This window comes from Dialister micraerophilus DSM 19965, assembly GCF_000194985.1.
Classification (GTDB): domain Bacteria; phylum Bacillota; class Negativicutes; order Veillonellales; family Dialisteraceae; genus Dialister; species Dialister micraerophilus.
The window spans coordinates 512,327-536,165 of the sequence record NZ_GL878519.1; the positions used below are offsets into that span (position 1 = coordinate 512,327).

Sequence of the window (23,839 nt, forward strand, 5' to 3'; positions counted from 1 at the left end):
TTTTGTCAAAGGTTTTTTTATATTTTCTTAAATTTGTTTCAAAGTAAATAATTTCGGAATTGTAACGATAATTTTTCATGTTATTATATAGAAAAGGAGGCCCTATGAATTTAGCTGATGAAATAAGGAAAACGGAGTTGTATAAAACGTTTGAGGCATATATCGACACCGATGATATAACAAAAAGAATAAAAGGACATTTCAATCTTACAGGCGATGCTCCGAAAGAGGCTCATGAAGCACTTGCAAAATGGCGTGCGATAAAATTATCTAAACGTTTTTGAAATGAAAAAGCATGAGGTACATATAAGTACTTCATGCTTTTATTTTTTATTCTTCTTCGTTTTCTTCCGGTACTACATCAATTGATGCTATACGATCGCCTTCTTCAAGACGTTGGAGAATTACTCCCTGACCGGCTTTCGCTTTTTTGCTTGAAATTTGAGATGCCGATGTTTTTATCGTAATACCGCCTTCGGATACTCCGACAAGTTCATCATTGTCATCTGCAGCTACAAGTGCAACTACTTCGAATCCGCGTTTGAAGTTTCTTACGCCTTTACCGTTTCTGCCTTGTACATGGTAAGCGCTTTCTTTATTTCGTTTTGCATTTCCGTCTGCGGATATTGTGAAAATATCTTTTTCATCGGCTATTACCGCACCGACAACTTCATCTCCTGTGGATAATTTTATGCCATGAACGCCGGCGGCTACACGCCCTACCGCTCTTATTTCGTCATCTGCTATCGAGAAACGTATCGCCATACCTTTTCTCGTACCCAATATAACGTCTTCATCACCGACAACCGGAATAACTTTTACAAGACGGTCACCTTCATTCAAACGAAGTGCTATAATACCGTTTTTATTTATATGCTTGTATTCTTCGATTAATGTTTTCTTTACATAACCGTATCTTGTAATCATAAGCAGGTATTTTACGCCTTCAGTCGACATGTCCGGATCGAGCATTTCCGTTACACGTTCATCTTTTTCAAGTGTAGGAATGAAGTTTATCAACGCACTTCCACGTGCAGTTCTGCTTGAAAGCGGGAACTCGATAACGGATTTCAGATATACTTTACCTTCATCGGTAAAGAAAAGTAATCTGTTGTGTGTGGACGTATTCATTATTTTCCAAACATAATCGTCATCTTTCATCTTCATTCCGCTGACACCGCGTCCGCCTTTACGTTGAATACGTATATCACTTGATTCCATACGCTTGATGTAATTATGCTTTGTAACGGTAATCGTCATAGGTTCATCGGGAACGAGATCCGTCAAATCGAAACCTTCCGTACTTTTTTCGAATTGAGTTCTTCTTTCATCGCCGAATTTTTCCTTTATTTCGATTAATTCGTCTTTTACGACTTTCATAATCTTGTTTCTGTCGGACAATAAATCCTCCAAGTATGCTATTACTTCCATTACATCTTTGTAATCGGATTCAATTTTTTCACGTTCAAGTCCTGTCAAACGACGCAAACGCATATCCAATATCGCAACCGATTGCTTTTCGGACAATTCAAATTTCGACATCAAAGAATCTTTTGCTTCGCCGTCCGTTTTCGATGCACGAATGGTTTTTATTACTTCATCTATATGGTCGAGTGCAATAAGCAAACCTTCGAGTATGTGTGCCTTTGCTTTCGCTTTGTCCAACTCGTAGCGACTTCTTCTTGTAATAACTTCTTCCTGATGTTTCAAGTAGTAGTACATCATCTGTTTCAAGGACAATACACGTGGATGACCGTCTACAAGAGAAAGCATTATCGCACCGAAATTTATTTCGAGTTGAGTATGCTTGAACAAGTTGTTGAGCATAATTTGCGGATTTATATCACTTCTGAGTTCGATAACGATACGCATACCGTTACGATCCGATTCATCACGCAAAGCGGTAATTCCTTCAATAACTTTTTGCTTGCTCAATTCCGCTATATTTTCAACAAGACGTGCTTTATTTACCTGGTAAGGAATCTCCGTTACGACAATACGATTTTTTCCGTGCGACATTTCTTCAATTTCCGTTTTTGCACGTACTTTTATACTGCCTCGGCCTGTGCGGTATGTATCTTGAATACCCTTTTTACCCATGATGATTGCGCCGGTAGGAAAATCCGGACCTTTTACATAATTCATCAATTCATCTACGGTAATCTCAGGATTATCAATCATCGCACACAATCCGTCAACAACTTCACCCAAATTATGTGACGGAATATTCGTTGCCATACCTACGGCAATACCGTAAGAGCCGTTCACCAATAAATTCGGAATACGTGAAGGAAGCACTACGGGTTCTTGCAATGAACCGTCATAGTTCGGCATGAAATCGACAGTATCTTTATCAATATCACGCAACATTTCTGCAGAAATTTTTGCCATACGCATTTCCGTATAACGCATTGCAGCAGCGGAGTCACCGTCAACCGAACCGAAATTTCCGTGACCGTCAACCAAGAGGTAACGAGTCGAAAAATCTTGAGCCATACGAACTGCAGACTCATAAACGGCAGTATCACCGTGCGGATGATACTTACCGAGTACATCCCCGACAAGACGTGCAGACTTTCTGAACGGTTTCGATGAAATCATACCGGATTCTTGCATGGCGTACAAAATACGTCTATGCACCGGCTTCAAACCGTCACGCACATCAGGTAATGCACGAGTAACGATAACCGACATGGCATAGTCGATGTAAGAATTTTTCATCTGACCTTCCAGCGGTGTAGAAACTATTTTACCTTCTTGCCAATCCATAATTACTCCTTTTTTATACAATTTTTACATATACATTATACCATAGAAACGCATTTAAAAGCATTTTAAAGCATTTTTTGACTGTTTTAAAACAAAACTTCACATGTCGTTTAAATTCAAATTCCATGAAAATAAATTTTTTTACTTTTCATAGAAGATAATTAATTGTATAATTTACACATGGAGGAAGAAGTATGAAAAAAAGTAAACTGATTGCATTTTTGATTCTACTCATCGCTATAATAGGCGTCACAATTGCTTTTTTCTTCTACACGAAACGTGAACCTTGGCAAGGAACATGGTGGGGCGTGCAAGATGCCGGAATAAATTGGACCGGAGATCATATAAAAAATCTTGAAACGGTAACATTCACCGAAAACGACGACGGTACAATAAATGTATTACACAAAGTTCAACACGGAAGTAAAGAGGTGGACGGTTTACTCTGCGGAACAGGAAAAATCGATGGAGGAAGACTTGTAATAACACCGAAAAACGGAAAAAGAGAACTCACACTGGCATACGAAAGACTTTCAAAACAGATAGAAACGCCTTTCAAGAACGAAGATAAATCGTACGTAAAACTGCAAAAACTCACCGAAGAAAACGATACCGAAAAAGAAGAAATACGAAAAGAAATAATACGTATATCGCAAAAACCGGAAAATAAAATAGACACCACGTTGAGTAGTGCCAAAAGCTGAAAAACATCGCAAAAAGCGATGTTTTTTTATTTACAATCATATTTCTTATCGCTATCGGACAATATCGCATCTTCAAAAGAATACGAAAGAACGGTACTTCCGTCAAAATCAAAAGTAATCAAACCTTTTACGGTTCTCCCCGAAAAAATCATCGGCAACCAAATTTTATCCGCCTGCCACATTTCATCATAAGGAAAATGCTCAAGTGAAAACACTCTCGGTTCCATTTCATCCGAAGACGTAAAAGTTCCCTTCCACTTTCTTAAAAAATAAATCGCTCCGGGATGCGACCAACTTCTGTCGGACGGTTGATCGAAATAAATATCCGCAACAAACTCCAAATCCTCAACCGCTGCCGAAATACCGCACTCCTCATACAACTCACGAACCGCACACTCACGCATCGTTTCACCGTCTTCTATTTTACCGCCGAAACCGTTCCACTTGCCGAAACCCATTCCGCGTTTTTTACGTCCTAATAAAACCTTACCGTCGGCATATATAGGAAAAACCAACGAAGTAGCACGCACACAAATCCCCCCTCGATAAACATTATACACTTAATGAGCTCATAAAAATATATAACTCATAAATATGTAAAATTTTTTTATTTATCTAAAATAGTGTATAATTAAAATGTATGATAAAAATTATCTCTTAATAATTGTATTTCATACCAGATATTCAATTTTTGCGTTAACGTATTTATAATTTATAAATCTATCAATATTTTAATATAAAATATTGACGCAAATAAAGATGATATTACCTACATGTTATACAATTAATCAAGAGTACCATTATTTACAAATTTTTATTGTTCCTACAAGGAGATGCCTATGAAACTTACTCTTTTAGGTCTCAGATATTTCCAAAAAATTGCAGAACTGCAACACATTACAAGAGCTGCGGAAATTTTACACATATCACAACCGTCACTGAGCCATATCGTAAAAGTTATGGAAACCGAACTTGGCGTACCGCTGTTTGAAAGACGTGGAAGAAATATCGTACTCACACACTACGGTGAAATACTGCTGCTTCACACAAATCATATAATGGAAGAACTCGATGCAGCAAAAAAAGAAATTGCAAGAATAAAAGAAAAACAAAAAATGACGGTAAAAATATCAATATCGTCAAATTCTATTACATTTCCTGCATTTTTAACCACATTCCACCGTCATCATCCGGAAATACATTTTGAAATCCATCAAAAAACAAACCAGCTCTCAAAAACTTCGGCAAAATCGGCAGATTTATTCTTTACGACAAGTTTTACACCACCGAAAGGAAAAAACATCGTTACTCTTTTGAAAGAGAATATAATTCTTGCACTTGCAGAAACAGATGAAAATACAAAAAAAACATCATGTAAACTCGAAGATTATAAAAACTCGGGATTTATATCACTCGAACCTTCAAAAACGGGTGAAACGATAACGGATCACTTCTGTCAAAAAGCCGGATTCGTACCGCAAACAATACTGGAAAGCGACAGTATAACTGCGGTAACCGAATTTATACGTGCAGGTCTGGGTATATCCCTAGTACCGGAAATCACATGGCACGGACTTAGAGGAACACAAATAAAATTACTCCAAATCGAATCGCCGAAATGCGAAAGATATCTTAATCTGTCATGGACAGAAGGAAAAGAACTTTCGGAACCGGCAAAAATCGTAAAAGAATTCATAATACAAAATTTCATGGAATTTGCAAAAAATTACACATACAAAAAAGGATAATCAATTCTGATCTATTTTACCTACCGGAGCATATATGGAAGAATTATCACTTTTCGACTTTACAAAAAATACACAAACGGAAAACAAAACGAACAAAAAAACTGCACAAAAAATTACAAAAGAAACCGAAAAAAATGAACCTTCACTGCTTTCAAAAAAGGAGTTTTACCTTGAATTTGCACTCACAATGCGAACACAGGAAATAAAAGACTATATAATAAAACTCTATCTTGACGAAGGCCTGAAGAAAAGAGAAATAAATAAAATTTTAAAAGGATTGTTTTTCAAAGAAAAAATATTCAACACAAAATTTCAAGCAATGCAATACCTTACGGAAATTCCTCACACATATGCGGTAAAGTATAAAATCGGTATAAAACCCTCACCGAAAATAATTACACTTTCGGAAAAACTTGAAAAGAAAAAAACTCTGCTTGAAAATTATAAAAAAGAAATAAAAGAAAAATTCAAAGCGGAATTTCTGACATGTAAAAATTGTAAATCCAGATTGAACATGAAATACGTAAAAAATTACAATTGCCCGCTCTGCAATGAAGAACTGAGAAATGCAACTTTGTTGCAAAAATTGAAAAAAACGGAAATTCTCGTAGAAAATCTGAAAACGAAACTGGAATTTGAAACAAGAAAATACAACAGCCGCTTCACCGGCGGAGAACAATGGATTGTTCGTGTAGTAAATAATTTGATAACGGAAAAACAAAAATAATTTAAAACCGAAAACCGGACATAATTTAATTTTATAAAACGGATGCCGACCTATAAGTTACAGGGCATCCGTTTTTTCTTTTGAATTTTTTCCGTTACTGTAATAATTAATGTATTCTTTTATTAATTTAGAACTCCGATTGTTTTCAAGTCCATAAAACACATATTGTTTATTACTTTTTGTCGATACGATAAATTTCTTTTAAATCTTTATAATTTTACAAGGAACTTGCTTCAATATTAATACAATGTATACCGTTTTAAAAACCGTTATTTATGATTTTAAATTAATTCATATCCGATTTAATTTATTTACTATAGATTTAAATAAGAAATTGAAAAAATCGAAGTGATTGCTCCGATTTTCAGTTTGTTTATTTTTTTGTTTTCAATTACCTTTGAAGGACAATTTCATCATTTCATATACTTCCTCTTCGGTGAAAGGTTTTTCAAGGTATCTTTTTATTTCAAATTTCAAATCTTTTTCTTCCGGTCTTTTTCCTATTTGGTCGTAGGATGTGGGAAGTTGTGCTTCATCTAAAAGTTTGTACCATTTTTTGCACGCTTTTTCTACCGCTTTTTCGGGGAGAAATCTTCCGTCTATGTCGAATATTTCCACTACGAACGCTTTTATTTCTTCGGGAAATTTCTTTACTGCAACTTTAAGCCATGCCGGAAAGAATATTACCATGGATGTACGATAATCTATTCCATAGAGTGCTTCCGCTATGGTTTCAAACGAGTATATGCTCCATGCGTATGATCCGCCCATACCTGCCGACAGAAATCCTACTGTCGACATTGATGACAGCCACATAAATTCTGCACGAAGTTCGTAGTTTGTAAGTCTGTTTGCAATATTGTCGATGTCTTGCAGAAGCATTTTCATCAATGCTCGTCCGATTACTTTTCCTACCGGATTTTCATTTTTTATATAGCTTATCGCCATTTGTATAAAGCTGACCAATGCTCCGTTTACAGTGAGTTTTTTGCTTACAGAGTATGTAAATTCGGGGTTCAGTATTGCATAGTCGGCGTATATTCCGTAGAGTGAACCGTGACGATGCTCTTCCAAGTCGTCCACTTCCGATACGGCGTCTATCTCACTTCCGCCCGATGCGTATGTCGGTATGAGTATTGTTTCGATGTGTTTTTTGCCTACGGGGTCTTTTTTTGCAAATATATAGTCTTCATGGTCTTCATTCATACATACGAACGATATTATTTTTGCCATGTCCATACAGGTGCATCCGCCGATTCCGATGATGCAATTTATTTTTTCTTTTTTACATATTTCTACCGCTTCAAGTATTTTTTTGTATAAAGGAAGTTTGTTGCCTCCGAAGTCTGTGTAGGAAATATCATTTTCGTTGAGTATTCTTGTTATTTCTTCATATACTCCGTTTTCTTTTATCGCTTTTTGTCCGTACACGAGCATCACTTTTTTGTTTTTGCATATTGAAGCAAGTTTCTCGTGTGAGTCTTGTCCGAAGTATACTTTTACGGGTGTATAAAATTGAAAATCTTCCATGTCGTTTTATCCCCCTCCTTTGTATATATATTAAATTATATGGATATGAAATTACAAGCTTTTTGACTGACGTTTTTATTTTTTTGTTGTATACTGTAGTTGACAAGGAGGTATTTTTTATGAAAATTATTTATTCTGAAAATGCGCCGGCGGCTATCGGTCCATATTCTCAGGCAATTAAGACCGGCAATCTTCTCTTTATTTCCGGTCAAATAGGTTTTATTCCTTCTACCGGAAAACTTGCCGGCAATTCCGTTGATGAACAGGCTGAACAAATTTGCGCCAACATCAAGGCCGTTTTGAAAGAGGCGGGTCTTTCCATGAGTGATGTTGTAAAAACAACTTGTTTCTTGACCGATATGGGTGAGTTCAAAAAGTTCAACGCCGTTTATGCAAAGCATTTCATAAGTAAACCGGCAAGAAGTTGCATCGGTGTTACCGCTTTGCCGAGCGGTGCAGTTTGCGAGATTGAAGTTATTGCGGAGTTTAAATAATGGATTTTTCAAGTCTTTGTTTGCATTGCAGATCTTACAGACGTTTTAAGCAAGTTCCCGTTCCCAAGTCTGTAATTGATGAATTGATGAGAAATGTTTCATTGGTAAGTTGCAGCAGAAATGCACAGAAGTTGCGTTATTATGTAATTTCTTCCGATGACGTTTTGAGAAAGGTTTTCCCTTGTCTTCATTGGGCCGCTTCTTTACCTAAGGAAATCGGCACTCCTAAAGAGGGTGAAACTCCTACGCTTCTCATCGTTGTTTGCAAGCAAGGTAATTATCCTGCAGAAACAGATGCGGGTATCGCAGTACGCAATTTGGCTCTCAATGCGTATGTGCATGGTGTGGGAAGTTGCGTTATCGGTAATGTAAATTTCGTAAAATTAAAAGAAATTCTTGAAATTCCCGATGGGTTGACTCCTTTGCTTACTCTCGCATTGGGTTATCCTTCTCATACGTCTACCGTTGTTGATGTAAAGGACAACTCGCTTAAGTATTATGTGGATAAAGACGAAAATTATTTTGTTCCGAAATTAAAACCGGAGGATATCTGTAAATTCAGATAAGCCTCCGGCTTTTCTTTTTATCCTATTTCGAATACTACGGTTATTTCTCCGCTTACATGCGTTTCTCCGCTTTCTATTGATGTTGATCCCATGTCGGCTGCCAACATTTTACTTCTGAAATTATATGGATTTATATCCACGCTTCCTTCACTTACTGATATGATGTTTATTATTTTTTTATGAAGTGTTTTCGCTATTGTTTCAGCTTTGCTTTTTGCATCGAGTATTGCATTTGCGAGTGCTTGACTTTGATATTTTTTACTGTCTTTCAATGTGAATGAGAGTGAATCTATGTCGGTCGCACCTGCATTTGTCGCAGCATCAATTATCATGCCGGTTTTTTGCAAATCTTCTGTTTTTACTTTTATTGTATGTACCACTTCATACGTTTCCATTTCGTCTTTGTCTTTTTCATCGTATTTATTTGTTTTGTAAAGTCTGTAGTTGTCCGTTTTCAAAGATTCTTTTAAAAATCCTTCTTTTTGGAGTGCGGCTTTTACCGCATTCATTTTTATTGCATTTTCTTTTACGGCTTCGTCTGCAGATTTCGATTGTGTCGTTACACTTACTCTCATTATCGCCAGGTCTGACGGTACGCTGATTTCACTTGTTCCAGTTACGGTTATGCTTCTGCGATCATCTTGTGCATGTGCTGTAATGTATGTTCCGGCAATCAATCCCAATGCCAGTAATATAGATAGTGCCTTTTTCATAAATTTTCCTCACTTTCAAATTTCAACCGGAAGCCCTATCCATCCTTCCGAGTAGGGCGCAATGTCGTATTCTTGAAATAATACATATGTTTTTCCGTTTCTGCCTATGTAATAATTTTGCGGAAGTTCTTCTACATTTGTATCTTCAAATAGTTGATGCCCTTCTTTTTTTGCCGTCGTTTTTACCCATTTGTCTATATCGGTTTTCAATAATTTTTCTATGGATTTTTGTTCTTTAAACGGTATTTCATTCCCCTTTTTATCGAATGTCATTCCTTGTATGAACGATACGGGATGCACTCCGCCTTTTACATAGTAGGTTTTTATCAATACCAAACTATCTCCGGTATTTTCGTTTTCAACTTTCCTTTGCCCGATTTGCCATTGCATCCATCCGCTAGTTTCGCTTTCTACATTTCTTTGTTTAAGTTCTTCTACAAATTCATTTATTTTTCTTTCTATTGCAAGGTTTACTCTTACTCGATACAGTATGCATTTGTCTTTGCTAATCGGTACCGCTATCGTTTGTCCTTGTATTTCTCTGTTTTCATATATAAAATCTTTTTGTACTTTTTCCAGCGGTTCAAGTCCTTCGCCTGCAATGAAGGAATCGTTTGCATTTATTCCAATCGGTAATACAATTGCAAATACAACCGTTATAAGTGCTGTTATAATTTTTTGAATATTTTTCATTTTATAAAAGCCTCCTTTAATTATAACATAAATAACAAAGACTCTCCTTACGGAGAAGCTTTGTTATTTTCTCTTTATCAACTTTATAATTACCGCCATAATTCCGATGCAAAGAAGCGTACTTAAAATACGATTGAAATATTTCTTGGTTTGTGCAAATCTTTCATGATTGTCGTATCTTTCCGCAAGTCTTTCCGGTTTGCGTGCGGCTATTGCAGTTTTACCGAATTTCGTGTCCGTTTCAATTTCTACAAATCCTGTTTTTTCAAGCATACTTTTTAACGCATCCAGTGTGTATGTTTTTTCACATTCCGTTTTGCAAATTCCTGTTATGTATTCACAAATCGGACAGTTCGACATTTTGTCTACGAGTAAAAATACTGATCCGGGTCTCAGTACTCTCAATATGTCTTTGAATACTTCTTCCGGATTTTCCCATTTGTACAATGAGTTGTATGCAGTTACCAAGTGGAAATAGTTGCGTTCGAAAGGAAGGTGCTCGGGATCTCCGGCTACGAATGCACAGTTTTCTTCTTCTATTTCTTTTTTGTTGAGTTTTTTCGCCTCTTCTATTTTTTCTTCGGATTTATCCAGTCCGAATACTTGTCCGGACGGTGCTTTTTGTATGAGATTTTTAATTCTTTTGCCGTTTCCGCATCCTATTTCAAGTACATGGTCTTCGTGTCCGATCGTTACGTGAGATATTCCCCACAACCACGGTATTGCGCATAGGTTAAGGTATCGACATAAAAATTTCAGCACTTCCGTAATAATTTTATTTATGCATTCCATGTCGTTCCTCCTTTTTCAATTTAAAATGTATATTTCCCTTTATATATGGCTTCTTTTATAAATTCAGGCAATACAAAAGCGCTTTTTTGTATTTCTTCGTTGTAGTACTTCATAGGTATAGGATGTTTTCTTGTTATTTTTGCATTTCTTATGTCAATATCGTCCGATGCCGCCATGAATGAGTGCAGACATTCCGGATATATCGGTACATATGCCAAAAATACATTTACATTTGTAAATACGTCTGTCATCGCTTTGTATACTTCGTGTACGGTTTTTTGTTGTACTATCGGCGATTCGGTCTGTTGTACTATAATTCCGTTTTTACGAAGTGCTTTTTTTGCGTCTTTGTAAAAGTTTCTTGTAAAAAGTCCTTCTCCCGGCCCTATGGGATCGGAGCAGTCTATTATTATCAAATCGTAAAAGTTTTCTATTTCTTTTACAAATGCAATCCCGTCACCTATGTGCATTTTCAGTTTTCCGTTTTTTTCGTTTATTTCTTTTGATATTGTCGGAAAATATTTTTGAGATACTTCTACAACTCTTTTGTCGATTTCACATATATCCAATTGTTTTACGGTTTCATGTCTTAATATTTCTCGGGCGGCGCCTCCGTCTCCTCCTCCGATTATAAGTATTCGTTCGGGATTCGGATGTGCCATCATCGGTATGTTCGTTATCATTTCGTGGTATGTCCATTCTTCTTTTACCGATGTTTGAAATACTCCGTCAAGTATGAGAATTCGTCCGTATCTTTCGGTTTCCGCAACTTGTATGTGTTGGTACGGTGTTTGCTCGTCAAGGAGCATTTCTTTTATTTTCAGAGTAAATCCGAGATTTTTATCGACATACTCCGTTATCCAATTCTTTTCATTCATTGCTTTCTTCCGTTTTTTCCTGAGCGTCCGCTTCAACGTTTTCTTCTTTATTTTCTGTCGTTTCTTCAATTTCTTCAGTTTCTTCCGCTTTTGACGAAAGTTCTTCCGCATATAAATCATCTTCATGCGGTGCGTTTTCCGGTTCTTCGATTATTTCCGGTGCCGGTGTCGATTTGCATGCTTCGACAAGTGAGAATGCTGATTTGAAGTTTGAAAGTATTTTTTCTATGTAAAGGTTCAAATCGCCTTCCGTCTTGATCAGATTTGCATTTATTTCTCGGCGTGCGCTTTCCGCATCCGCTACTATTTTACTTGCTTTTGTTTTTGCTTCACGTATGCAAAGTTCCGCTTCTTTTTCCGCCGCTCTTTTTACGTTTTCGGCAGTTTCTTGTGCCATTACCAAAGTGGAGGACATCGTTGCTTCCATTTTTTCATAATTACGTAATTTTGTTCTTATGGTGTCCATTTCTTCTTCCGCTTCACGATGCTCGCGATATATTTTTTCATAGTCACTTGCCAATTCTTCCAAAAATGCGTTTACTTCTTCTTGTGAGTAACCTCTAAGTTGACGTGAAAATGTTTTATTATGTATATCCATCGGTGTAATCATGCTGTTCCTCCTAAATCTTATTTGAAACGATTTATTAAAAGTCCGGTTCTGCCTTTTCGGCTTTTTCCGGTTATTTCTTCAATTTCAATGCGTCCTTTTCCGCGTATGCTTATTATATCTTTGACTTTTACTGTCTGAGATACGCTTTTTGCGGATTGCCAGTTTACTTGTACTCTGTCTCCGTCTATCATTTGTACCATTTTGGTCCTTGACAGTCCGAATCCTGCGGCACCCACCGCATCAAGTCGCATTGATGCTACCATCGCACGTATTTCTTTCGCTTTTTGCTCCGGTACCTTCAATTCTTCAAGCGGAATTTCTTCTACTTGTACCGGTACCATTGCAACTTTTGTGAAATTGCTTTTTATGTACTCCGACATTTTACCGTCTACAAGTATTTGCGCTTGTGCGCCTTGCATGAGTATATCTCCAAGCACTTCTCTTTCAATTCCCAGTCCCATAAGACTTCCCAATACATCTCTGTGTCCTATAAGTCTGAAACGGTCATCCCATGTTACGGAAAGCAAACTTATTTCATAATTTACTTTGCCTCCGTAATCATTTGACTGAAATGCCACTTTTACACGTTCCGCTTCATGATATCCGCCGTTGTATGAGCTTGTGACGGTTTTCATGTGTGCGGCAATTGTTTGCCCTATCTGTATGGAAAGGGGCGACATGAATGAACTTACTGTAAACGGTCGTCCCCGTTCTACGGATTCGGCAAGATCGACAAGCCTTATTGCCATTTCTTTCGCTTCATCTCCCGATGAGGAGAAAAAGTTTATTATTTTTTCTCTTTCTTTCATTTTTTGCTCATTTCTTTTGTTTTTTGAAATGCCGCTAAAACTCCGTCTTTCAACGCAGTTCTTATTCCGGCTTTTTCCATGGCATGTATTCCAGCGATTGTCGTTCCGCCGGGACTTGTCACTTCATCTCTCAATTCTCCGGGGTGTTTTTTCGTTTCAAGTGCCATTTTGCCTGCACCATATAATGTGAGTGCGGCAGCTTTCGTGGCAAGTTTTCTTGAAAGTCCGATTTCAACTCCGGCATCCGAAAGTGCATCCATTATTACGAACGCATAACCGGGACCGGATCCGGACAATGCTCCCAATGCATCCAGTTCTTTTTCGGTAACTACAACCGTTTCACCGAGTGCATTGAATATTTTTTCCGTTTCTTCAAGAAATTTTTCACTTACATTGTCTTTGCATGTTATTGCCGTCAAACCTGCACCTACCGATGCCGGAGTATTCGGCATAACTCGTACCACTTCGGTTTCTTTCGGAAGTTTTTTTGAAAGATCCGAAAGCGTCACCGCAGCTGCAAGTGAAATTACATGCTTGGGGCCATACTTCGATATTTTATCCAAAACGGACGGCACGATATGCGGCTTTACCGCTATCAATACAACGTCCGCTTCTTCAATTTCTTTTTCATCTTTAATGTAAAAAACGCCATATTTTTCCGCTTTTTCTTTTGATGATTTTTCATTTTTAGATAAGATTTTTACTTCGCGTCTCTTCCATATACCTTTTTCAAGACATCCTGAAAGAACCGCACCTCCCATTGCTCCGCATCCGACTATAATTACGTTCATTCATCTACTCCTTTCCATACCGGAATATCCGAATATCTATGTAATTCGTCTGTTTGCATGCGTACACATGACGGTGCACATATAAGTACACGATCTTCAAAGTATTCGACGGTACCTTTTCCGAAATATACCGCCCCGCTCATGAAATCGACAAATTTACTTGCATCTTCGTGTAAAATATTATCTTGTAAAATAACTATCACAACTTTGTCATTCTGCAATTCATTTGTAACTTTCTTTGCGTCAGAATACTTTTCGGGTTTGATAATTACCGCTTCAAGCGGTCGAGCTGTGCGGGCAGGCAGCGCGCCTGCCTGTACGGATTGCTCTTCTTCATAATCATTTACTTCATCTTCGACAAATTGGGATTTTATCCAATTTATCAATTTACGAATAAATGACATTAACGACTTACGGCTTCCCACTGAGGTACTGCCGCACCTTCGGTATTGTTACCTATGTCGGCAAAACTCTCACGAGATACACTCATATTGTTCGGCGCGCAAAGATAAATATTTTCAGAAATATGATCGATTCTGCCGTCAAGAGCATACATTATGCCCTGTACGAAATCTACAATTCTTCTTGCCTGCTCATCATCGGTCTTTTCCATATTCATAACTACCGGACGAGATTCTTTCAAATGATCTCCGATTTTTTCGGCATCTTCATAACTTTGAGGACTTACGACAACCATGGTATACGGTTTTGTCTGTCTTACGGAAACTCCACGAGCTACAGCCGCACTGCTGTGTGCCGGTTGCGAAGGTACGGAAATTTCCTCTTCTTCATCCTCATATTCTTCCTCATAATCCTCGTCACGATCAACGAACTGGTCTTTCAACTTATCTAAGAAACTCATAAATTAACTCCTCTCGTGTAGTCTCTGGCACCGAAAATCGCAGTACCTACCCTAACCATATTAGATCCTTCTTCAATTGCTATTTCAAAGTCTCCGGACATACCCATCGACAAAATTGAAATCTGTCCTTTCGGGAAATATTCTTTCAACTTTTCCCACATTTCATGACCCTTTTTGAATACCGGACGAATTACATCTTCACCCTCTTCAGGTGCCATGCACATCAAACCTCTTACACAAATATTCGGCAATTCTTTTGCAAGTTGAACGGCTTCTTCGAATTCCTCGGGTTTAAGCCCATGCTTCGTTTCTTCACCGGAAATATTGAATTCCAGAAGAACATCCTGCACTTTACCTATAGCAGCCGCACGTTTATTTATTTCCTTTAAAATAGACAATGAATCTCCCGAATGTATAAGGCAATCCATCGCAATAACTTTCTTTACTTTATTTTTTTGCAAATGTCCCTGCAAATTCCAATGTACGGGTTTTTGAAGTAATCTGTACTTTTGTTCCATTTCTTGAACTCTGTTTTCACCTACATATGTTATCCCGCAATCAATTGCTTCTTCCATCTCGGCAAGCGAATGAAACTTTGTTACTGCAACAAGCGTTACATCTTGTTTGTACGGAGAACGTTTCTTTGCATCTTCCATACGCTTTCGCACATCTGCAATACGCTTTTCTATCTCTGACATAGTATTCCCCTTTTCTAAAAAATCTTTTACTTCTAAAAAGTATTATATCACACACTAAGCAAGCTAAAAACAAAAGTTTATTCATAATTACACTTTTATTTACATATTTTTAAATTCTTTTCATGTTAAAATATACTCGAGGTGATTTAATGTTCAAAAAATTCAAGAAAAATAAAAACACTTGGGAAGATACACCTACTCATATTTATAAAGAAAATCCCGATATTTTCAAAGATGTTACAAGGCAAGTACTCTTTGACGGTGCTTTTGATTTACCTGTGCAATTTCGCTACTTTCAAGTGGAAGAAGGCGGATACTCTTCACTCGAGCATCACAAGCACAGCCATTTCGTAATGATTTACAAAGGTAAAGGACATGTACTTTTGGGAAATGAAGTACATGAAGTGGAAGAAGGCGACATTCTTACAATAAATTCATGGCAATGGCATCAATTCAGAGCAGACAGAGGCACATTGCTCGGATTTTTATGTATGGTAAATATTGAACGTGACCGTCCTTCTTATCCGACTGAAAAAGAACTCGAAGATTTACGCTCCAATAAAAACGTTCCGGAATTTCTTGACGGTAAACTTCAAAAAAAATAAGCATATCCAAGTGTGCCGATTCCAAAAAGTCAAACCAAAATCCAACTTTTGAGAGGTCGGCACATAAGTGATATGCTTTTATATTGCATTTATTTCTTTGTAGTACTTCATAGCTCCGTTGTGTATCGGAAGGTCCGCTATATTTTTTACCGCTTCTTGAGGTGTCAAATTTTTCAGACTTTTTTGTGTTTTTGACAGCTCTTCCACATTTTCCCAGAATGCTTTTGTAAGTTCGTACACTACTTCATCGGGAAGATCTTCGTTGCAGAACATTACCATTTTTACCGCAGTTGTTTGTATATCCGTTTTTTGAGTCGGATATGTCCCTTTCGGTATGGTGTAAGCTACGTACCAAGGATATTTTTTTTGCATTTGTTTTATAAACTCGTCCGACAAGTTTACAAGGTGCGAATTCGATGACAATGTCTGCATTACCGATGATGAAGGTACTCCCGCCATTATCCATGCTCCGTCTATCGTTTTGTTTTGAAGCATTGCCGCCGCTTCTCCGAATCCTATGTATTCGGCTTGTATGTCATCGGGTACTTTTATATTTGCGGTTTCAAGGTGAGTTTTTACTTCGTTGTATACGCTTGAGCCTGCGCTCGCTATTGCAAAGTGTTTTCCTTTTATATCTTCTATTTTGTTTATTTCTGATTTGTCCGTTGCAATTACCTGATTCGGATTCAAGTATAATCCTGCTATAACTCTGAGGTGAGGATTTGCATGTCCCTTAAATATGTCGGTTCCATGAAATGATTGGTAGCAATTGCTGCTTATTGCAATTGATACTTGCGCTTCACCGTCATTTACCATATTCAGATTTTCAACTCCGCCCGCCGATGATTGTACCGATGCTTTTATTGTCGGTATTTTTTCGTTCCACATATGAGTTATTGCAGCTCCCGTTGCATACAATGTCCCCGATGATGTAGCAGTAGGCATTCTGATTTTTATTTTTCCGTCCGGCGTTGTGTTTTTCATATCTCCGAATGCTTTGAAACTTGCAATAATTACAATAATTACCGTTATTGCAATCATAAAAATTTTTGTTTTTTTCATATTTTTTTCTCCGCATTTTTCGCATTGAAATATTGTTTCATTATTATCGGTACAAACATAATTATTCCGATTATATCGGTTGTTGTCGAAGAATCCAAAAGCATCATCGCAGAAATGAAAAGTATTGCACGTTCATATATTTTCATGCTGCAAAGCATGTATCCTTCTATTGATGATGTAAAAAGTACAGTTCCGATTATTGCGGTAAATATCGCAATTATTGTATGTGTGCTTATATCGCTTATAAGAAGTTGCGGACTTGCAAGAAAGAAAAACGGTATTATAAATCCTATCAATCCGAGTTTTACTGAAATCAATGCCGTTTTCGTTTGATCCGAATTTGCTATTCCGGATGCTATATAACTGCTTATCGCTACCGGCGGTGTAATATTTGAAAGACACGCATATATAAGGCAAAACATATGTGCGGATACCGGTGTTATACCGGATTTTATAAGTACAGGTACGGCTACCGTTTGTACAATTACATATGCTGCTACCCCCGGTACTCCCATTCCTAAAATTGTCGACATTATCATTACAAATATTCCCGTTATATATATGTTCTCGGAATTTACCGAAGACAATATGAAATATCCCATATTCAGTCCCAATCCGGTGAGTGTTACGCTTCCTATTATTATTCCTATTACTATGCAACATATTCCTACGCTTATTGCATTTGAAGCACCTTCGGTTGCCGCTTGTATTATTTTTCCGACTGTCATTTTCGTATCTTTTCCGATATAAGACGTAACTATCGTAACAAGTATTGATACAAGTGCCGCATATACAGGTGTATATCCGCTTACCATCAATCCTATAAGCGAGATAAACGGAAGTACAAGATACCATTTTCTTTTTATTATTTTAAGAGTATCAGGAATATTTTCTTTTTTTATTCCTGAAAGTCCCATACGTTTCGCTTCAAAATGTACCGCAAATATAAGACTTATGTAATAAAGCAATGCAGGAACGGTCGCAGCTATCATTATTTGTATATAACTTGTATGTAAAAACTCCGCCATTACAAATCCTACGGCACCCATTACCGGCGGACAAAATTGCCCTCCCGTAGATGCCACCGCCTCTACCGCCGCCGCAAATTCTTTTTTATACCCTGTCTTTTTCATCATCGGTATGGTAATCGTACCCGTTGTTGCGACATTTGCCACCGCAGATCCGTTCATCATTCCCATAAGTGCCGATGCGATAACTGCAACCTTCGCCGGCCCTCCTGTAGTATGTCCGACCAATGCAAGAGCTATTTCATTTATAAAATCCGAAAAGCCGCCGTACTTCAAAAATGCACCGAAAATTACAAATATAAATATATACGTTGAAAATACTCCGCTGCCTATTCCCAATATTCCTTCAGTTCCCCAAAATTGTGTGATGAGTATACGTTTTAACGTAAATCCGTTATGTCCCAAAAATCCCGTTATATACTCACCTAAATAACTGTATGCAAGAAATACAAGTGCCAACGGCAACAAATTTTTTGCAACACGTCTTGCACTCTCAAGTACCAAAAGTATGGCGATACCTGCAATTATAATATCCGGTGTACTTACACGCCCTCCGCTTTGCGTTATAAAAGTGTAATTGCAAATAAGGTATACGAATGTAACCGAAGAAAGTATTGCAAAAATTATATCCGAAATCGGCGGTTTATATCGCTTTATATTTTCTTTTTTACTTGCCGGAAACAGTATAAATGTAAAAACCAAAAGAAATATGCAATGTATTGCACGCATATTTATCGCACTTATCGTTCCTACAGTAGAAAAGTACAATTGAAATACTGTCCACGCACACAAAAGAAGCATGACGATTTTTCTCATTATTCCGTCATACTTGCGAAATTTTGTGCCTTCATTATTATCATTTTCTTTTTCGTAAATTTTATTTTCCATGTCTTTAACTTTATAAAAATAAATCTCCTTTTTCAAGAGCCTTTTACATTTAATTGATCAATCTTACTTGAAATTATTTACCAAACGCAATTTTCCTTTACTAAAAATTCAGTCCTCATACTTTTTCTTTCCGCCTTTAAAAGATCATCATTGAAAATATATAATACCTCGATGTTTCATAAATATTTAATATAAAAAATAATATGTTCACACTTGATTTAAATAAATTTTGCAAAGAAGATTTCAGTGCAATCACTCTGACAATATACTTTGCCGTTATGTACCTTGACTGTCGTCAATACGCATACTATAGGCCGACTTCGGTTTATCATCGGAATACAAGTAATGCAAGAAATAAATTTAAGTTACATGAAAAACAAAGGAAACGAAAAAGAGATAATACAAACACATACAATGTGCGAATAAAACACAAAACAACAAAAGAAACACAAAATAGTATAAATATAGGAATAGGAATCGACATACACAATGATGAAATATGATGTTTTGCGGCGTAAGGGTTTTGAATTGTTTAATCCGTACCTTTCATCATAACTTTTTTTAAAAGAGATATTTACTACAGGTGTTTAAGTAAAAAATCGAAATAGGGATTTCTCCATATTCCGATTTTTTTATATTTTAATTTTATTTACTTTCGAAGAATGCTTTGTATGCCAAGTATGTTTCGTAAATGTCCGCTTTTTCTACCAAATCGAACGGTGCATGCATTGAGAGCATTGAGGTTCCGCAGTCTACTACTTCGGCGCCCCAGTTTGCTATCATGAATGCGATTGTTCCGCCGCCGCCTTGGTCTACTTTGCCGAGTTCTCCGATTTGCCAGCATACTCCCGCTTCGTTGAATATTGTTCTTATTTTGTGTAAAAATTCCGCATTTGCATCGTTACTTCCGGCTTTGCCTCGTGATCCTGTGTACTTTGTTACGCTTATTCCGTATCCGAGAAGTGCCGAGTTGGATTTTTCAGATACTTCGGGGAACATCGGATCCATACAGCTGTTTACGTCCGCCGAGAGCATTTCACTGTTTTCCATTGTTTCGTAAAATTCCAAAAGGCTTCCTTGTCCTTGAAGTGCAAGCATTTTCATTACGAATTTTACAAAATATGAGGATTCCATTCCTGTGTTTCCGTAGGATCCTATTTCTTCTTTGTCGGTGAGCAGTGCGATTTGTGTGTATTCGCCTGCATTTGCGGCAAGTATTGCTTCCATATTGGAGAATGAGCATGCACGATCGTCTTGACCGTATGATGCGAGCATGGATTTATCAAATCCTACGTCACGACTCTTCATTGCAGGTACGAGTTCAAGTTCTGCGGTTGCAAAATCTTCTTCTTCGATTCCGTATGTATCTTTGAGCAATTTCATGATTGCTTCTTTCGGTGTTTCACCGTCTTGGGAGTGTGTACCGATAAGTGCTTGTAATTGTTCTCCCGTTATTCCTTGTGCCATGGTTTTTTTCATTTGTTCTTGTGCCATGTGCGGAAGTAAGTCACTTATATAGAATACCGGATCGTTTTCATTCATTCCGATTGAAATTTCCACTTTTTTGCCGGATTTTGTAAATACTACTCCAATAAGTGCAAGAGGAATACATGTCCATTGATATTTTTTTATTCCTCCGTAATAGTGTGTTCTGAAGTATACAAGTCCGTCTTGTTCATTTACGGGATTTGGTTTTAAATCCAGACGTGGAGAATCGATGTGCGATCCTACAATTTTTGTTCCTTCGTGTACCGGTTTTTTACCGATTACGGATAAAATTACGGATTTACCTTTTTGATTCCAATATACTTTGTCGCCGGCTTTGAGTGTTTTCATATCGTATAGGGGTTTAAATCCGGCCTCTTTTGCACGTCTTATAATTTCCGCAGTTGCCAAACGTTCGGTGCGTGCGGTGTCCAAAAATTGTTTATATTTTTCACAAAGGTCAATTGCTGCTTGACGTTCTTTTTCGTTCATTCTTTGCCAAACTGTTTTTTTTCTGCTGTATGTTTCTTTCATTGCGTATCCTCCCTTTTCATTATGTACTTAGTATATATCTTTTCTTTTGTATTGTATACAATTTTCACTGATTTTCGGATTTTTATTGAATTATGACAACTTTTTCATGAGTTTTCTTATCATTTCTTCGTTTATCGCTCCGGGGATTATTTCTTTTACTTTTCCTTCACTGTCGATAAATACGGATGTCGGATATGCTTGTATGCTCATTTTTTTCGAAAGTTCACCGTCTTCGTCAAGAAGTACCGGTAAATTTTCAAATGAGTTTTTGTTGTACCATTGAATAAATTCTTCTTTTGTTTTTTCTCCGTTTATACCGGGTGATACTACCGACAGAACAACAATATCTTCGCTGTTTTTTGTCATTGCATCGGTTTCCGGCAGTGTTTTGATGCAAATTCCGCACCAGCTTGCCCAAAATTTTATATATACTTTTTTACCGCGGTAATCGGAAAGTTTGTATGTTTTTCCGTTAACGTCTTTAAGTTCAAAGTCCAACGGTTCGTCGTATACGTTACTTGTCGCTTCATCTTTATTTTCTACATCGTCAGATATAATTCCGCAGCCCGAGATTGCACATATCATAAACATGGCGGCAAAAATCATCATTATGCTTTTTATTGTTTTATTCATATTTTCTCCTTTTACGAAATGAGTGCGGTAAGTGAGTTTATTTGTCCGCTTATAAGTAAAATTCCCATAAAAATAATTATCGCTCCGCCGATTTTCTTCAAAAGTACCATATGTTTTTTTATTGATGTAAAATAGTTCATACACCATGATGCCGCAAGTGTAATAATCATAAACGGTACTGCCATTCCTAATGCATATACGCCTGTAAGTATGAGTCCGTATATTGCCGATCCGTTTTGAGTTGCAGCTATTGCAAGTACGGATGCAAGTACGGGTCCTACGCATGGTGTCCATCCGAAGCTGAATGTAAGCCCGAGTAAAAATGAGCTTAGTATTCCCGTTTTTTCACTTTTTATTGCCGTCATTGTTTTTTGTCGTTGAAGTATGCCGATATTTATGAGTTCCGTTTGATGTATTCCTAAAAGAATTACTATGAATCCCGTTATATATCGTGTATACGGATGATGTATCCATTTACCCAAGACTCCGGCTCCCAATCCGAAGCTCAAAAAGACGGCGGACAGCCCCAGTATGAAAAATAGCGTTTTCAGTATCGAGTATATATTTACACTTTTTTCATGTTTTTCCGTTTCATCTGTAAGTTTTCCTATGTATACAGGAATCAAAGGAAATACGCATGGTGAAAAGAATGACAGTATTCCCGATATGAAAACCGTTCCGACAAATATGTCGTAATTTCCGTTCATGGTTCCTCCACTGTTTTACGAATTATCTCTTGCTTTTCAGAAGGTATCCGTAGCCTTCTTTTTCCATGTCTTTTTTCGGAATGAAACGAAGTGCGGCACTGTTTATACAGTATCTTTTGCCTCCGAGTTCGCTCGGCCCGTCATCAAATACATGTCCCAAGTGTGCATCTCCGCTTCTGCTTCTTACTTCCGTTCTGTGCATTCCGTAACTGTAGTCTTCATGTTTTTTTATTACTTCGTCTGCAACCGGTTTTGAAAATGCCGGCCATCCGCAGCCTGAATCGAATTTGTCTTCTGATGAAAAAAGCGGTTCGCCTGTTGTTATGTCTACGTAAATACCTTCTTCGAATTTATCGAAAAATTCATTTTCAAATGCTCTTTCGGTTTTATTTTCACGAGTTACTTCATATTGAACCGGTGTAAGTTCTTTTTTCAGTTCTTGGTCACTCTTTTTTGTGTACATTCCTTCGTCTATTAAAGGTTCGTATGCTTTTGCTATGTTTATGTGACAGTAACCGTTAGGATTTTTTTCCAGATATTTTTGATGGTATTCTTCGGCTAAAATATAATTTTTCAACGGTTCAATTTTTACGAGTATTTTCCTTTCGTAATTTTTTTGTTTTTCGTCAAAAAATTTTTTTATCACTTGCGCATCCGCTTCATCTACATAAAAAATTCCGCTTCTGTATTGCGCTCCGTAGTCGTTTCCTTGTCTGTTGTATGTGGTCGGATTTACTACTCTCAAGTAAAAGAGCAGTATTTGACGAAGTGTAATTTCATTTTCATCATATATTACATGTATTGTTTCGGCATGTCCCGTCACAGCTACTTTTTCATAGTCAGTTTCATTTGTTTTTCCGTTTGCGTATCCGCAGTCTACATGTTTTATTCCATGAATTCTTGTAAAATATGCTTCCATTCCCCAGAAGCATCCTCCTGCCAAGTATATTTCTTTCATTTGTGCCTCCTATATCGAGATTTATATATATTATACTCATATTTGTTTATTTTACAAATTAATAAACAATGTTTTTATTTTTTTAACATATTTTTGCGTAAAAAAAAGACCCTGCTGTATAAGCAAGGTCTTAATTTTAATTTCGGATTGCTTTCAAACGTACTATTGCACGTTGGAGTGCAAGTTTTGCACGTTCGATGTCCGTACCGGCTTTGCGTGCTTTAATTCTTTCTTGAGCTCTTTTTTGTGCTTCTATTGCACGAGCTTCGTCGATATTTTCAGCAAGTTCAGCCAGCGGTGCGATAATCGTTACTTTGTTGTCTTTGTTTTCAAGAAAACCGCCGAATACCGCAACTTTCTGCTCTTTATTTCCTGTATGGATACGTACTGCGCACATATCCAATGCGGATGCTAAAGGCAGGTGATTTTTCATTATTGCAAATTCTCCGTCCGATGCACGAGCTACTACCATTGTTACGCCGTCGGCTACATATATCGGGCCGTCCGGTGAAATGATTTCAACGTGCATTGGAGATGTAAGGGTATCAGCCATGG

At 37.3% G+C, this 23,839-nt stretch carries 27 protein-coding genes; 7 read left to right on the plus strand and 20 right to left on the minus strand.

Annotated features, from left to right (window positions below):
• The first annotated feature begins 104 nt into the window (after positions 1–104).
• On the plus strand, positions 105–284 hold the full coding sequence (locus tag HMPREF9083_RS02510) for a hypothetical protein (protein WP_035062605.1): 180 nt from the start codon (positions 105–107) through the stop codon (positions 282–284).
• Between the two features lie 46 nt (positions 285–330).
• Here the strand turns inward: HMPREF9083_RS02510 and gyrA are convergent, their stop codons facing one another.
• Positions 331–2,769, minus strand: coding sequence for a DNA gyrase subunit A (gene gyrA, locus HMPREF9083_RS02515; protein WP_007555814.1), 2,439 nt, complete (start codon positions 2,767–2,769; stop codon positions 331–333).
• 194 nt (positions 2,770–2,963) lie between these two features.
• Between gyrA and HMPREF9083_RS02520 the strand changes: the two genes are divergently transcribed.
• Complete coding sequence (locus HMPREF9083_RS02520; protein ID WP_007555816.1) at positions 2,964–3,473, plus strand: hypothetical protein; 510 nt, start codon at positions 2,964–2,966, stop codon at positions 3,471–3,473.
• 26 nt (positions 3,474–3,499) lie between these two features.
• Here the strand turns inward: HMPREF9083_RS02520 and HMPREF9083_RS02525 are convergent, their stop codons facing one another.
• Complete coding sequence (locus tag HMPREF9083_RS02525; RefSeq protein ID WP_007555817.1) at positions 3,500–4,003, minus strand: 8-oxo-dGTP diphosphatase; 504 nt, start codon at positions 4,001–4,003, stop codon at positions 3,500–3,502.
• 309 nt (positions 4,004–4,312) lie between these two features.
• Between HMPREF9083_RS02525 and HMPREF9083_RS02530 the strand changes: the two genes are divergently transcribed.
• Complete coding sequence (locus HMPREF9083_RS02530; RefSeq protein WP_035062606.1) at positions 4,313–5,221, plus strand: LysR family transcriptional regulator; 909 nt, start codon at positions 4,313–4,315, stop codon at positions 5,219–5,221.
• A gap of 34 nt (positions 5,222–5,255) precedes the next feature.
• Positions 5,256–5,948 carry a hypothetical protein gene (locus HMPREF9083_RS02535; RefSeq protein WP_007555819.1) on the plus strand — a complete coding sequence of 231 codons (693 nt, stop codon included), beginning with the start codon at positions 5,256–5,258 and terminating at the stop codon, positions 5,946–5,948.
• 387 nt (positions 5,949–6,335) lie between these two features.
• Here the strand turns inward: HMPREF9083_RS02535 and HMPREF9083_RS02540 are convergent, their stop codons facing one another.
• A complete protein-coding gene (locus HMPREF9083_RS02540) occupies positions 6,336–7,478 on the minus strand; it encodes an iron-containing alcohol dehydrogenase (RefSeq protein WP_007555820.1) in 1,143 nt (380 codons plus the stop codon).
• Between the two features lie 119 nt (positions 7,479–7,597).
• Here HMPREF9083_RS02540 and HMPREF9083_RS02545 point away from each other — a divergent pair, with 119 nt between their 5' ends.
• Together HMPREF9083_RS02545 and HMPREF9083_RS02550 are read left to right on the plus strand one after the other, a co-directional pair.
• The gene (locus HMPREF9083_RS02545) at positions 7,598–7,972 is read left to right on the plus strand and encodes a RidA family protein (RefSeq protein ID WP_035062608.1); all 375 of its coding nucleotides are present in this window, start codon (positions 7,598–7,600) and stop codon (positions 7,970–7,972) included.
• Positions 7,972–8,538, plus strand: coding sequence for a nitroreductase family protein (locus HMPREF9083_RS02550; protein ID WP_007555822.1), 567 nt, complete (start codon positions 7,972–7,974; stop codon positions 8,536–8,538). Before HMPREF9083_RS02545 ends, HMPREF9083_RS02550 begins: the two co-directional genes overlap by 1 nt.
• Positions 8,539–8,555: 17 nt before the next feature.
• On the opposite strand, the gene HMPREF9083_RS02555 is transcribed toward HMPREF9083_RS02550, so the two are convergent.
• From HMPREF9083_RS02555 to HMPREF9083_RS02600, 10 genes are all read right to left on the minus strand, one after another.
• Positions 8,556–9,251 (minus strand): SIMPL domain-containing protein, encoded by a 696-nt coding sequence (locus HMPREF9083_RS02555; RefSeq protein ID WP_007555824.1) that lies wholly within the window; start codon positions 9,249–9,251, stop codon positions 8,556–8,558.
• A 15-nt stretch (positions 9,252–9,266) separates the two neighbouring features.
• Positions 9,267–9,944 carry an RsiV family protein gene (locus HMPREF9083_RS02560; protein WP_007555827.1) on the minus strand — a complete coding sequence of 226 codons (678 nt, stop codon included), beginning with the start codon at positions 9,942–9,944 and terminating at the stop codon, positions 9,267–9,269.
• Between the two features lie 63 nt (positions 9,945–10,007).
• A complete protein-coding gene (locus tag HMPREF9083_RS02565; RefSeq protein ID WP_007555828.1) occupies positions 10,008–10,736 on the minus strand; it encodes a class I SAM-dependent methyltransferase in 729 nt (242 codons plus the stop codon).
• Between the two features lie 20 nt (positions 10,737–10,756).
• Positions 10,757–11,614: a polyamine aminopropyltransferase gene (gene speE, locus HMPREF9083_RS02570; RefSeq protein ID WP_007555829.1), complete on the minus strand. Its 858-nt coding sequence runs from the start codon at positions 11,612–11,614 to the stop codon at positions 10,757–10,759.
• On the minus strand, positions 11,607–12,224 hold the full coding sequence (locus HMPREF9083_RS02575; protein WP_007555830.1) for a DivIVA domain-containing protein: 618 nt from the start codon (positions 12,222–12,224) through the stop codon (positions 11,607–11,609). The genes speE and HMPREF9083_RS02575 overlap by 8 nt, the downstream gene beginning before the upstream one ends.
• Positions 12,225–12,241: 17 nt before the next feature.
• Positions 12,242–13,033 carry a YlmH family RNA-binding protein gene (locus HMPREF9083_RS02580; RefSeq protein WP_007555831.1) on the minus strand — a complete coding sequence of 264 codons (792 nt, stop codon included), beginning with the start codon at positions 13,031–13,033 and terminating at the stop codon, positions 12,242–12,244.
• The gene (proC, locus tag HMPREF9083_RS02585) at positions 13,030–13,824 is read right to left on the minus strand and encodes a pyrroline-5-carboxylate reductase (protein ID WP_007555832.1); all 795 of its coding nucleotides are present in this window, start codon (positions 13,822–13,824) and stop codon (positions 13,030–13,032) included. Before proC ends, HMPREF9083_RS02580 begins: the two co-directional genes overlap by 4 nt.
• Positions 13,821–14,228 (minus strand): cell division protein SepF, encoded by a 408-nt coding sequence (gene sepF, locus HMPREF9083_RS02590; protein WP_007553707.1) that lies wholly within the window; start codon positions 14,226–14,228, stop codon positions 13,821–13,823. Before sepF ends, proC begins: the two co-directional genes overlap by 4 nt.
• The gene (locus HMPREF9083_RS02595; protein WP_007555833.1) at positions 14,228–14,686 is read right to left on the minus strand and encodes a cell division protein SepF; all 459 of its coding nucleotides are present in this window, start codon (positions 14,684–14,686) and stop codon (positions 14,228–14,230) included. The genes sepF and HMPREF9083_RS02595 overlap by 1 nt, the downstream gene beginning before the upstream one ends.
• A complete protein-coding gene (locus tag HMPREF9083_RS02600; protein ID WP_007555834.1) occupies positions 14,683–15,384 on the minus strand; it encodes a YggS family pyridoxal phosphate-dependent enzyme in 702 nt (233 codons plus the stop codon). Before HMPREF9083_RS02600 ends, HMPREF9083_RS02595 begins: the two co-directional genes overlap by 4 nt.
• Before the next feature lie 149 nt (positions 15,385–15,533).
• On the opposite strand from HMPREF9083_RS02600, the gene HMPREF9083_RS02605 reads away from it, so the two are divergent.
• On the plus strand, positions 15,534–15,989 hold the full coding sequence (locus tag HMPREF9083_RS02605; RefSeq protein ID WP_007555835.1) for a cupin domain-containing protein: 456 nt from the start codon (positions 15,534–15,536) through the stop codon (positions 15,987–15,989).
• A gap of 78 nt (positions 15,990–16,067) precedes the next feature.
• Here the strand turns inward: HMPREF9083_RS02605 and HMPREF9083_RS02610 are convergent, their stop codons facing one another.
• The 7 genes from HMPREF9083_RS02610 to atpC all read right to left on the minus strand — a co-directional run bounded on the left by HMPREF9083_RS02610 (position 16,068) and on the right by atpC (position 23,837).
• A complete protein-coding gene (locus tag HMPREF9083_RS02610; RefSeq protein WP_007555836.1) occupies positions 16,068–17,051 on the minus strand; it encodes a TAXI family TRAP transporter solute-binding subunit in 984 nt (327 codons plus the stop codon).
• A complete protein-coding gene (locus tag HMPREF9083_RS02615) occupies positions 17,048–18,967 on the minus strand; it encodes a TRAP transporter permease (RefSeq protein WP_256998181.1) in 1,920 nt (639 codons plus the stop codon). Before HMPREF9083_RS02615 ends, HMPREF9083_RS02610 begins: the two co-directional genes overlap by 4 nt.
• Before the next feature lie 645 nt (positions 18,968–19,612).
• Positions 19,613–20,986, minus strand: a complete 1,374-nt coding sequence (locus HMPREF9083_RS02625; RefSeq protein ID WP_007555841.1) for an aminopeptidase — start codon at positions 20,984–20,986, stop codon at positions 19,613–19,615.
• Positions 20,987–21,076: 90 nt separating this feature from the next.
• Entirely contained in the window at positions 21,077–21,619 is a 543-nt protein-coding gene (locus tag HMPREF9083_RS02630; protein WP_007555842.1) for a TlpA family protein disulfide reductase, read from the minus strand.
• 11 nt (positions 21,620–21,630) lie between these two features.
• Entirely contained in the window at positions 21,631–22,326 is a 696-nt protein-coding gene (gene ccdA2, locus HMPREF9083_RS02635; protein WP_007555843.1) for a thiol-disulfide oxidoreductase-associated membrane protein CcdA2, read from the minus strand.
• 22 nt (positions 22,327–22,348) lie between these two features.
• Positions 22,349–23,284, minus strand: a complete 936-nt coding sequence (gene msrB, locus HMPREF9083_RS02640; protein ID WP_007555844.1) for a peptide-methionine (R)-S-oxide reductase MsrB — start codon at positions 23,282–23,284, stop codon at positions 22,349–22,351.
• 136 nt (positions 23,285–23,420) lie between these two features.
• On the minus strand, positions 23,421–23,837 hold the full coding sequence (gene atpC, locus HMPREF9083_RS02645) for an ATP synthase F1 subunit epsilon (protein WP_007555845.1): 417 nt from the start codon (positions 23,835–23,837) through the stop codon (positions 23,421–23,423).
• Positions 23,838–23,839: the final 2 nt, after the last annotated feature.

What these genes read in the sequence shown, in the direction of transcription:
- HMPREF9083_RS02540 (WP_007555820.1), bottom strand. Translation starts at nt 7,478, where the DNA reads ATGGAAGATTTTCAATTTTATACACCCGTAAAAGTATACTTCGGACAA.
- HMPREF9083_RS02580 (WP_007555831.1), bottom strand. Translation starts at nt 13,033, where the DNA reads ATGAAAGAAAGAGAAAAAATAATAAACTTTTTCTCCTCATCGGGAGAT.
- msrB (WP_007555844.1), bottom strand. Translation starts at nt 23,284, where the DNA reads ATGAAAGAAATATACTTGGCAGGAGGATGCTTCTGGGGAATGGAAGCA.
- gyrA (WP_007555814.1), bottom strand. Translation starts at nt 2,769, where the DNA reads ATGGATTGGCAAGAAGGTAAAATAGTTTCTACACCGCTGGAAGGTCAG.
- HMPREF9083_RS02610 (WP_007555836.1), bottom strand. Translation starts at nt 17,051, where the DNA reads ATGAAAAAAACAAAAATTTTTATGATTGCAATAACGGTAATTATTGTA.
- ccdA2 (WP_007555843.1), bottom strand. Translation starts at nt 22,326, where the DNA reads ATGAACGGAAATTACGACATATTTGTCGGAACGGTTTTCATATCGGGA.
- HMPREF9083_RS02565 (WP_007555828.1), bottom strand. Translation starts at nt 10,736, where the DNA reads ATGGAATGCATAAATAAAATTATTACGGAAGTGCTGAAATTTTTATGT.
- HMPREF9083_RS02560 (WP_007555827.1), bottom strand. Translation starts at nt 9,944, where the DNA reads ATGAAAAATATTCAAAAAATTATAACAGCACTTATAACGGTTGTATTT.
- HMPREF9083_RS02545 (WP_035062608.1), top strand. Translation starts at nt 7,598, where the DNA reads ATGAAAATTATTTATTCTGAAAATGCGCCGGCGGCTATCGGTCCATAT.
- HMPREF9083_RS02605 (WP_007555835.1), top strand. Translation starts at nt 15,534, where the DNA reads ATGTTCAAAAAATTCAAGAAAAATAAAAACACTTGGGAAGATACACCT.
- HMPREF9083_RS02575 (WP_007555830.1), bottom strand. Translation starts at nt 12,224, where the DNA reads ATGATTACACCGATGGATATACATAATAAAACATTTTCACGTCAACTT.
- HMPREF9083_RS02550 (WP_007555822.1), top strand. Translation starts at nt 7,972, where the DNA reads ATGGATTTTTCAAGTCTTTGTTTGCATTGCAGATCTTACAGACGTTTT.
- atpC (WP_007555845.1), bottom strand. Translation starts at nt 23,837, where the DNA reads ATGGCTGATACCCTTACATCTCCAATGCACGTTGAAATCATTTCACCG.
- HMPREF9083_RS02600 (WP_007555834.1), bottom strand. Translation starts at nt 15,384, where the DNA reads ATGTCAGAGATAGAAAAGCGTATTGCAGATGTGCGAAAGCGTATGGAA.
- HMPREF9083_RS02535 (WP_007555819.1), top strand. Translation starts at nt 5,256, where the DNA reads ATGGAAGAATTATCACTTTTCGACTTTACAAAAAATACACAAACGGAA.
- sepF (WP_007553707.1), bottom strand. Translation starts at nt 14,228, where the DNA reads ATGTCATTTATTCGTAAATTGATAAATTGGATAAAATCCCAATTTGTC.
- HMPREF9083_RS02625 (WP_007555841.1), bottom strand. Translation starts at nt 20,986, where the DNA reads ATGAAAGAAACATACAGCAGAAAAAAAACAGTTTGGCAAAGAATGAAC.
- HMPREF9083_RS02630 (WP_007555842.1), bottom strand. Translation starts at nt 21,619, where the DNA reads ATGAATAAAACAATAAAAAGCATAATGATGATTTTTGCCGCCATGTTT.
- HMPREF9083_RS02510 (WP_035062605.1), top strand. Translation starts at nt 105, where the DNA reads ATGAATTTAGCTGATGAAATAAGGAAAACGGAGTTGTATAAAACGTTT.
- HMPREF9083_RS02555 (WP_007555824.1), bottom strand. Translation starts at nt 9,251, where the DNA reads ATGAAAAAGGCACTATCTATATTACTGGCATTGGGATTGATTGCCGGA.
- speE (WP_007555829.1), bottom strand. Translation starts at nt 11,614, where the DNA reads ATGAATGAAAAGAATTGGATAACGGAGTATGTCGATAAAAATCTCGGA.
- proC (WP_007555832.1), bottom strand. Translation starts at nt 13,824, where the DNA reads ATGAACGTAATTATAGTCGGATGCGGAGCAATGGGAGGTGCGGTTCTT.
- HMPREF9083_RS02530 (WP_035062606.1), top strand. Translation starts at nt 4,313, where the DNA reads ATGAAACTTACTCTTTTAGGTCTCAGATATTTCCAAAAAATTGCAGAA.
- HMPREF9083_RS02520 (WP_007555816.1), top strand. Translation starts at nt 2,964, where the DNA reads ATGAAAAAAAGTAAACTGATTGCATTTTTGATTCTACTCATCGCTATA.
- HMPREF9083_RS02615 (WP_256998181.1), bottom strand. Translation starts at nt 18,967, where the DNA reads ATGGAAAATAAAATTTACGAAAAAGAAAATGATAATAATGAAGGCACA.
- HMPREF9083_RS02595 (WP_007555833.1), bottom strand. Translation starts at nt 14,686, where the DNA reads ATGAGTTTCTTAGATAAGTTGAAAGACCAGTTCGTTGATCGTGACGAG.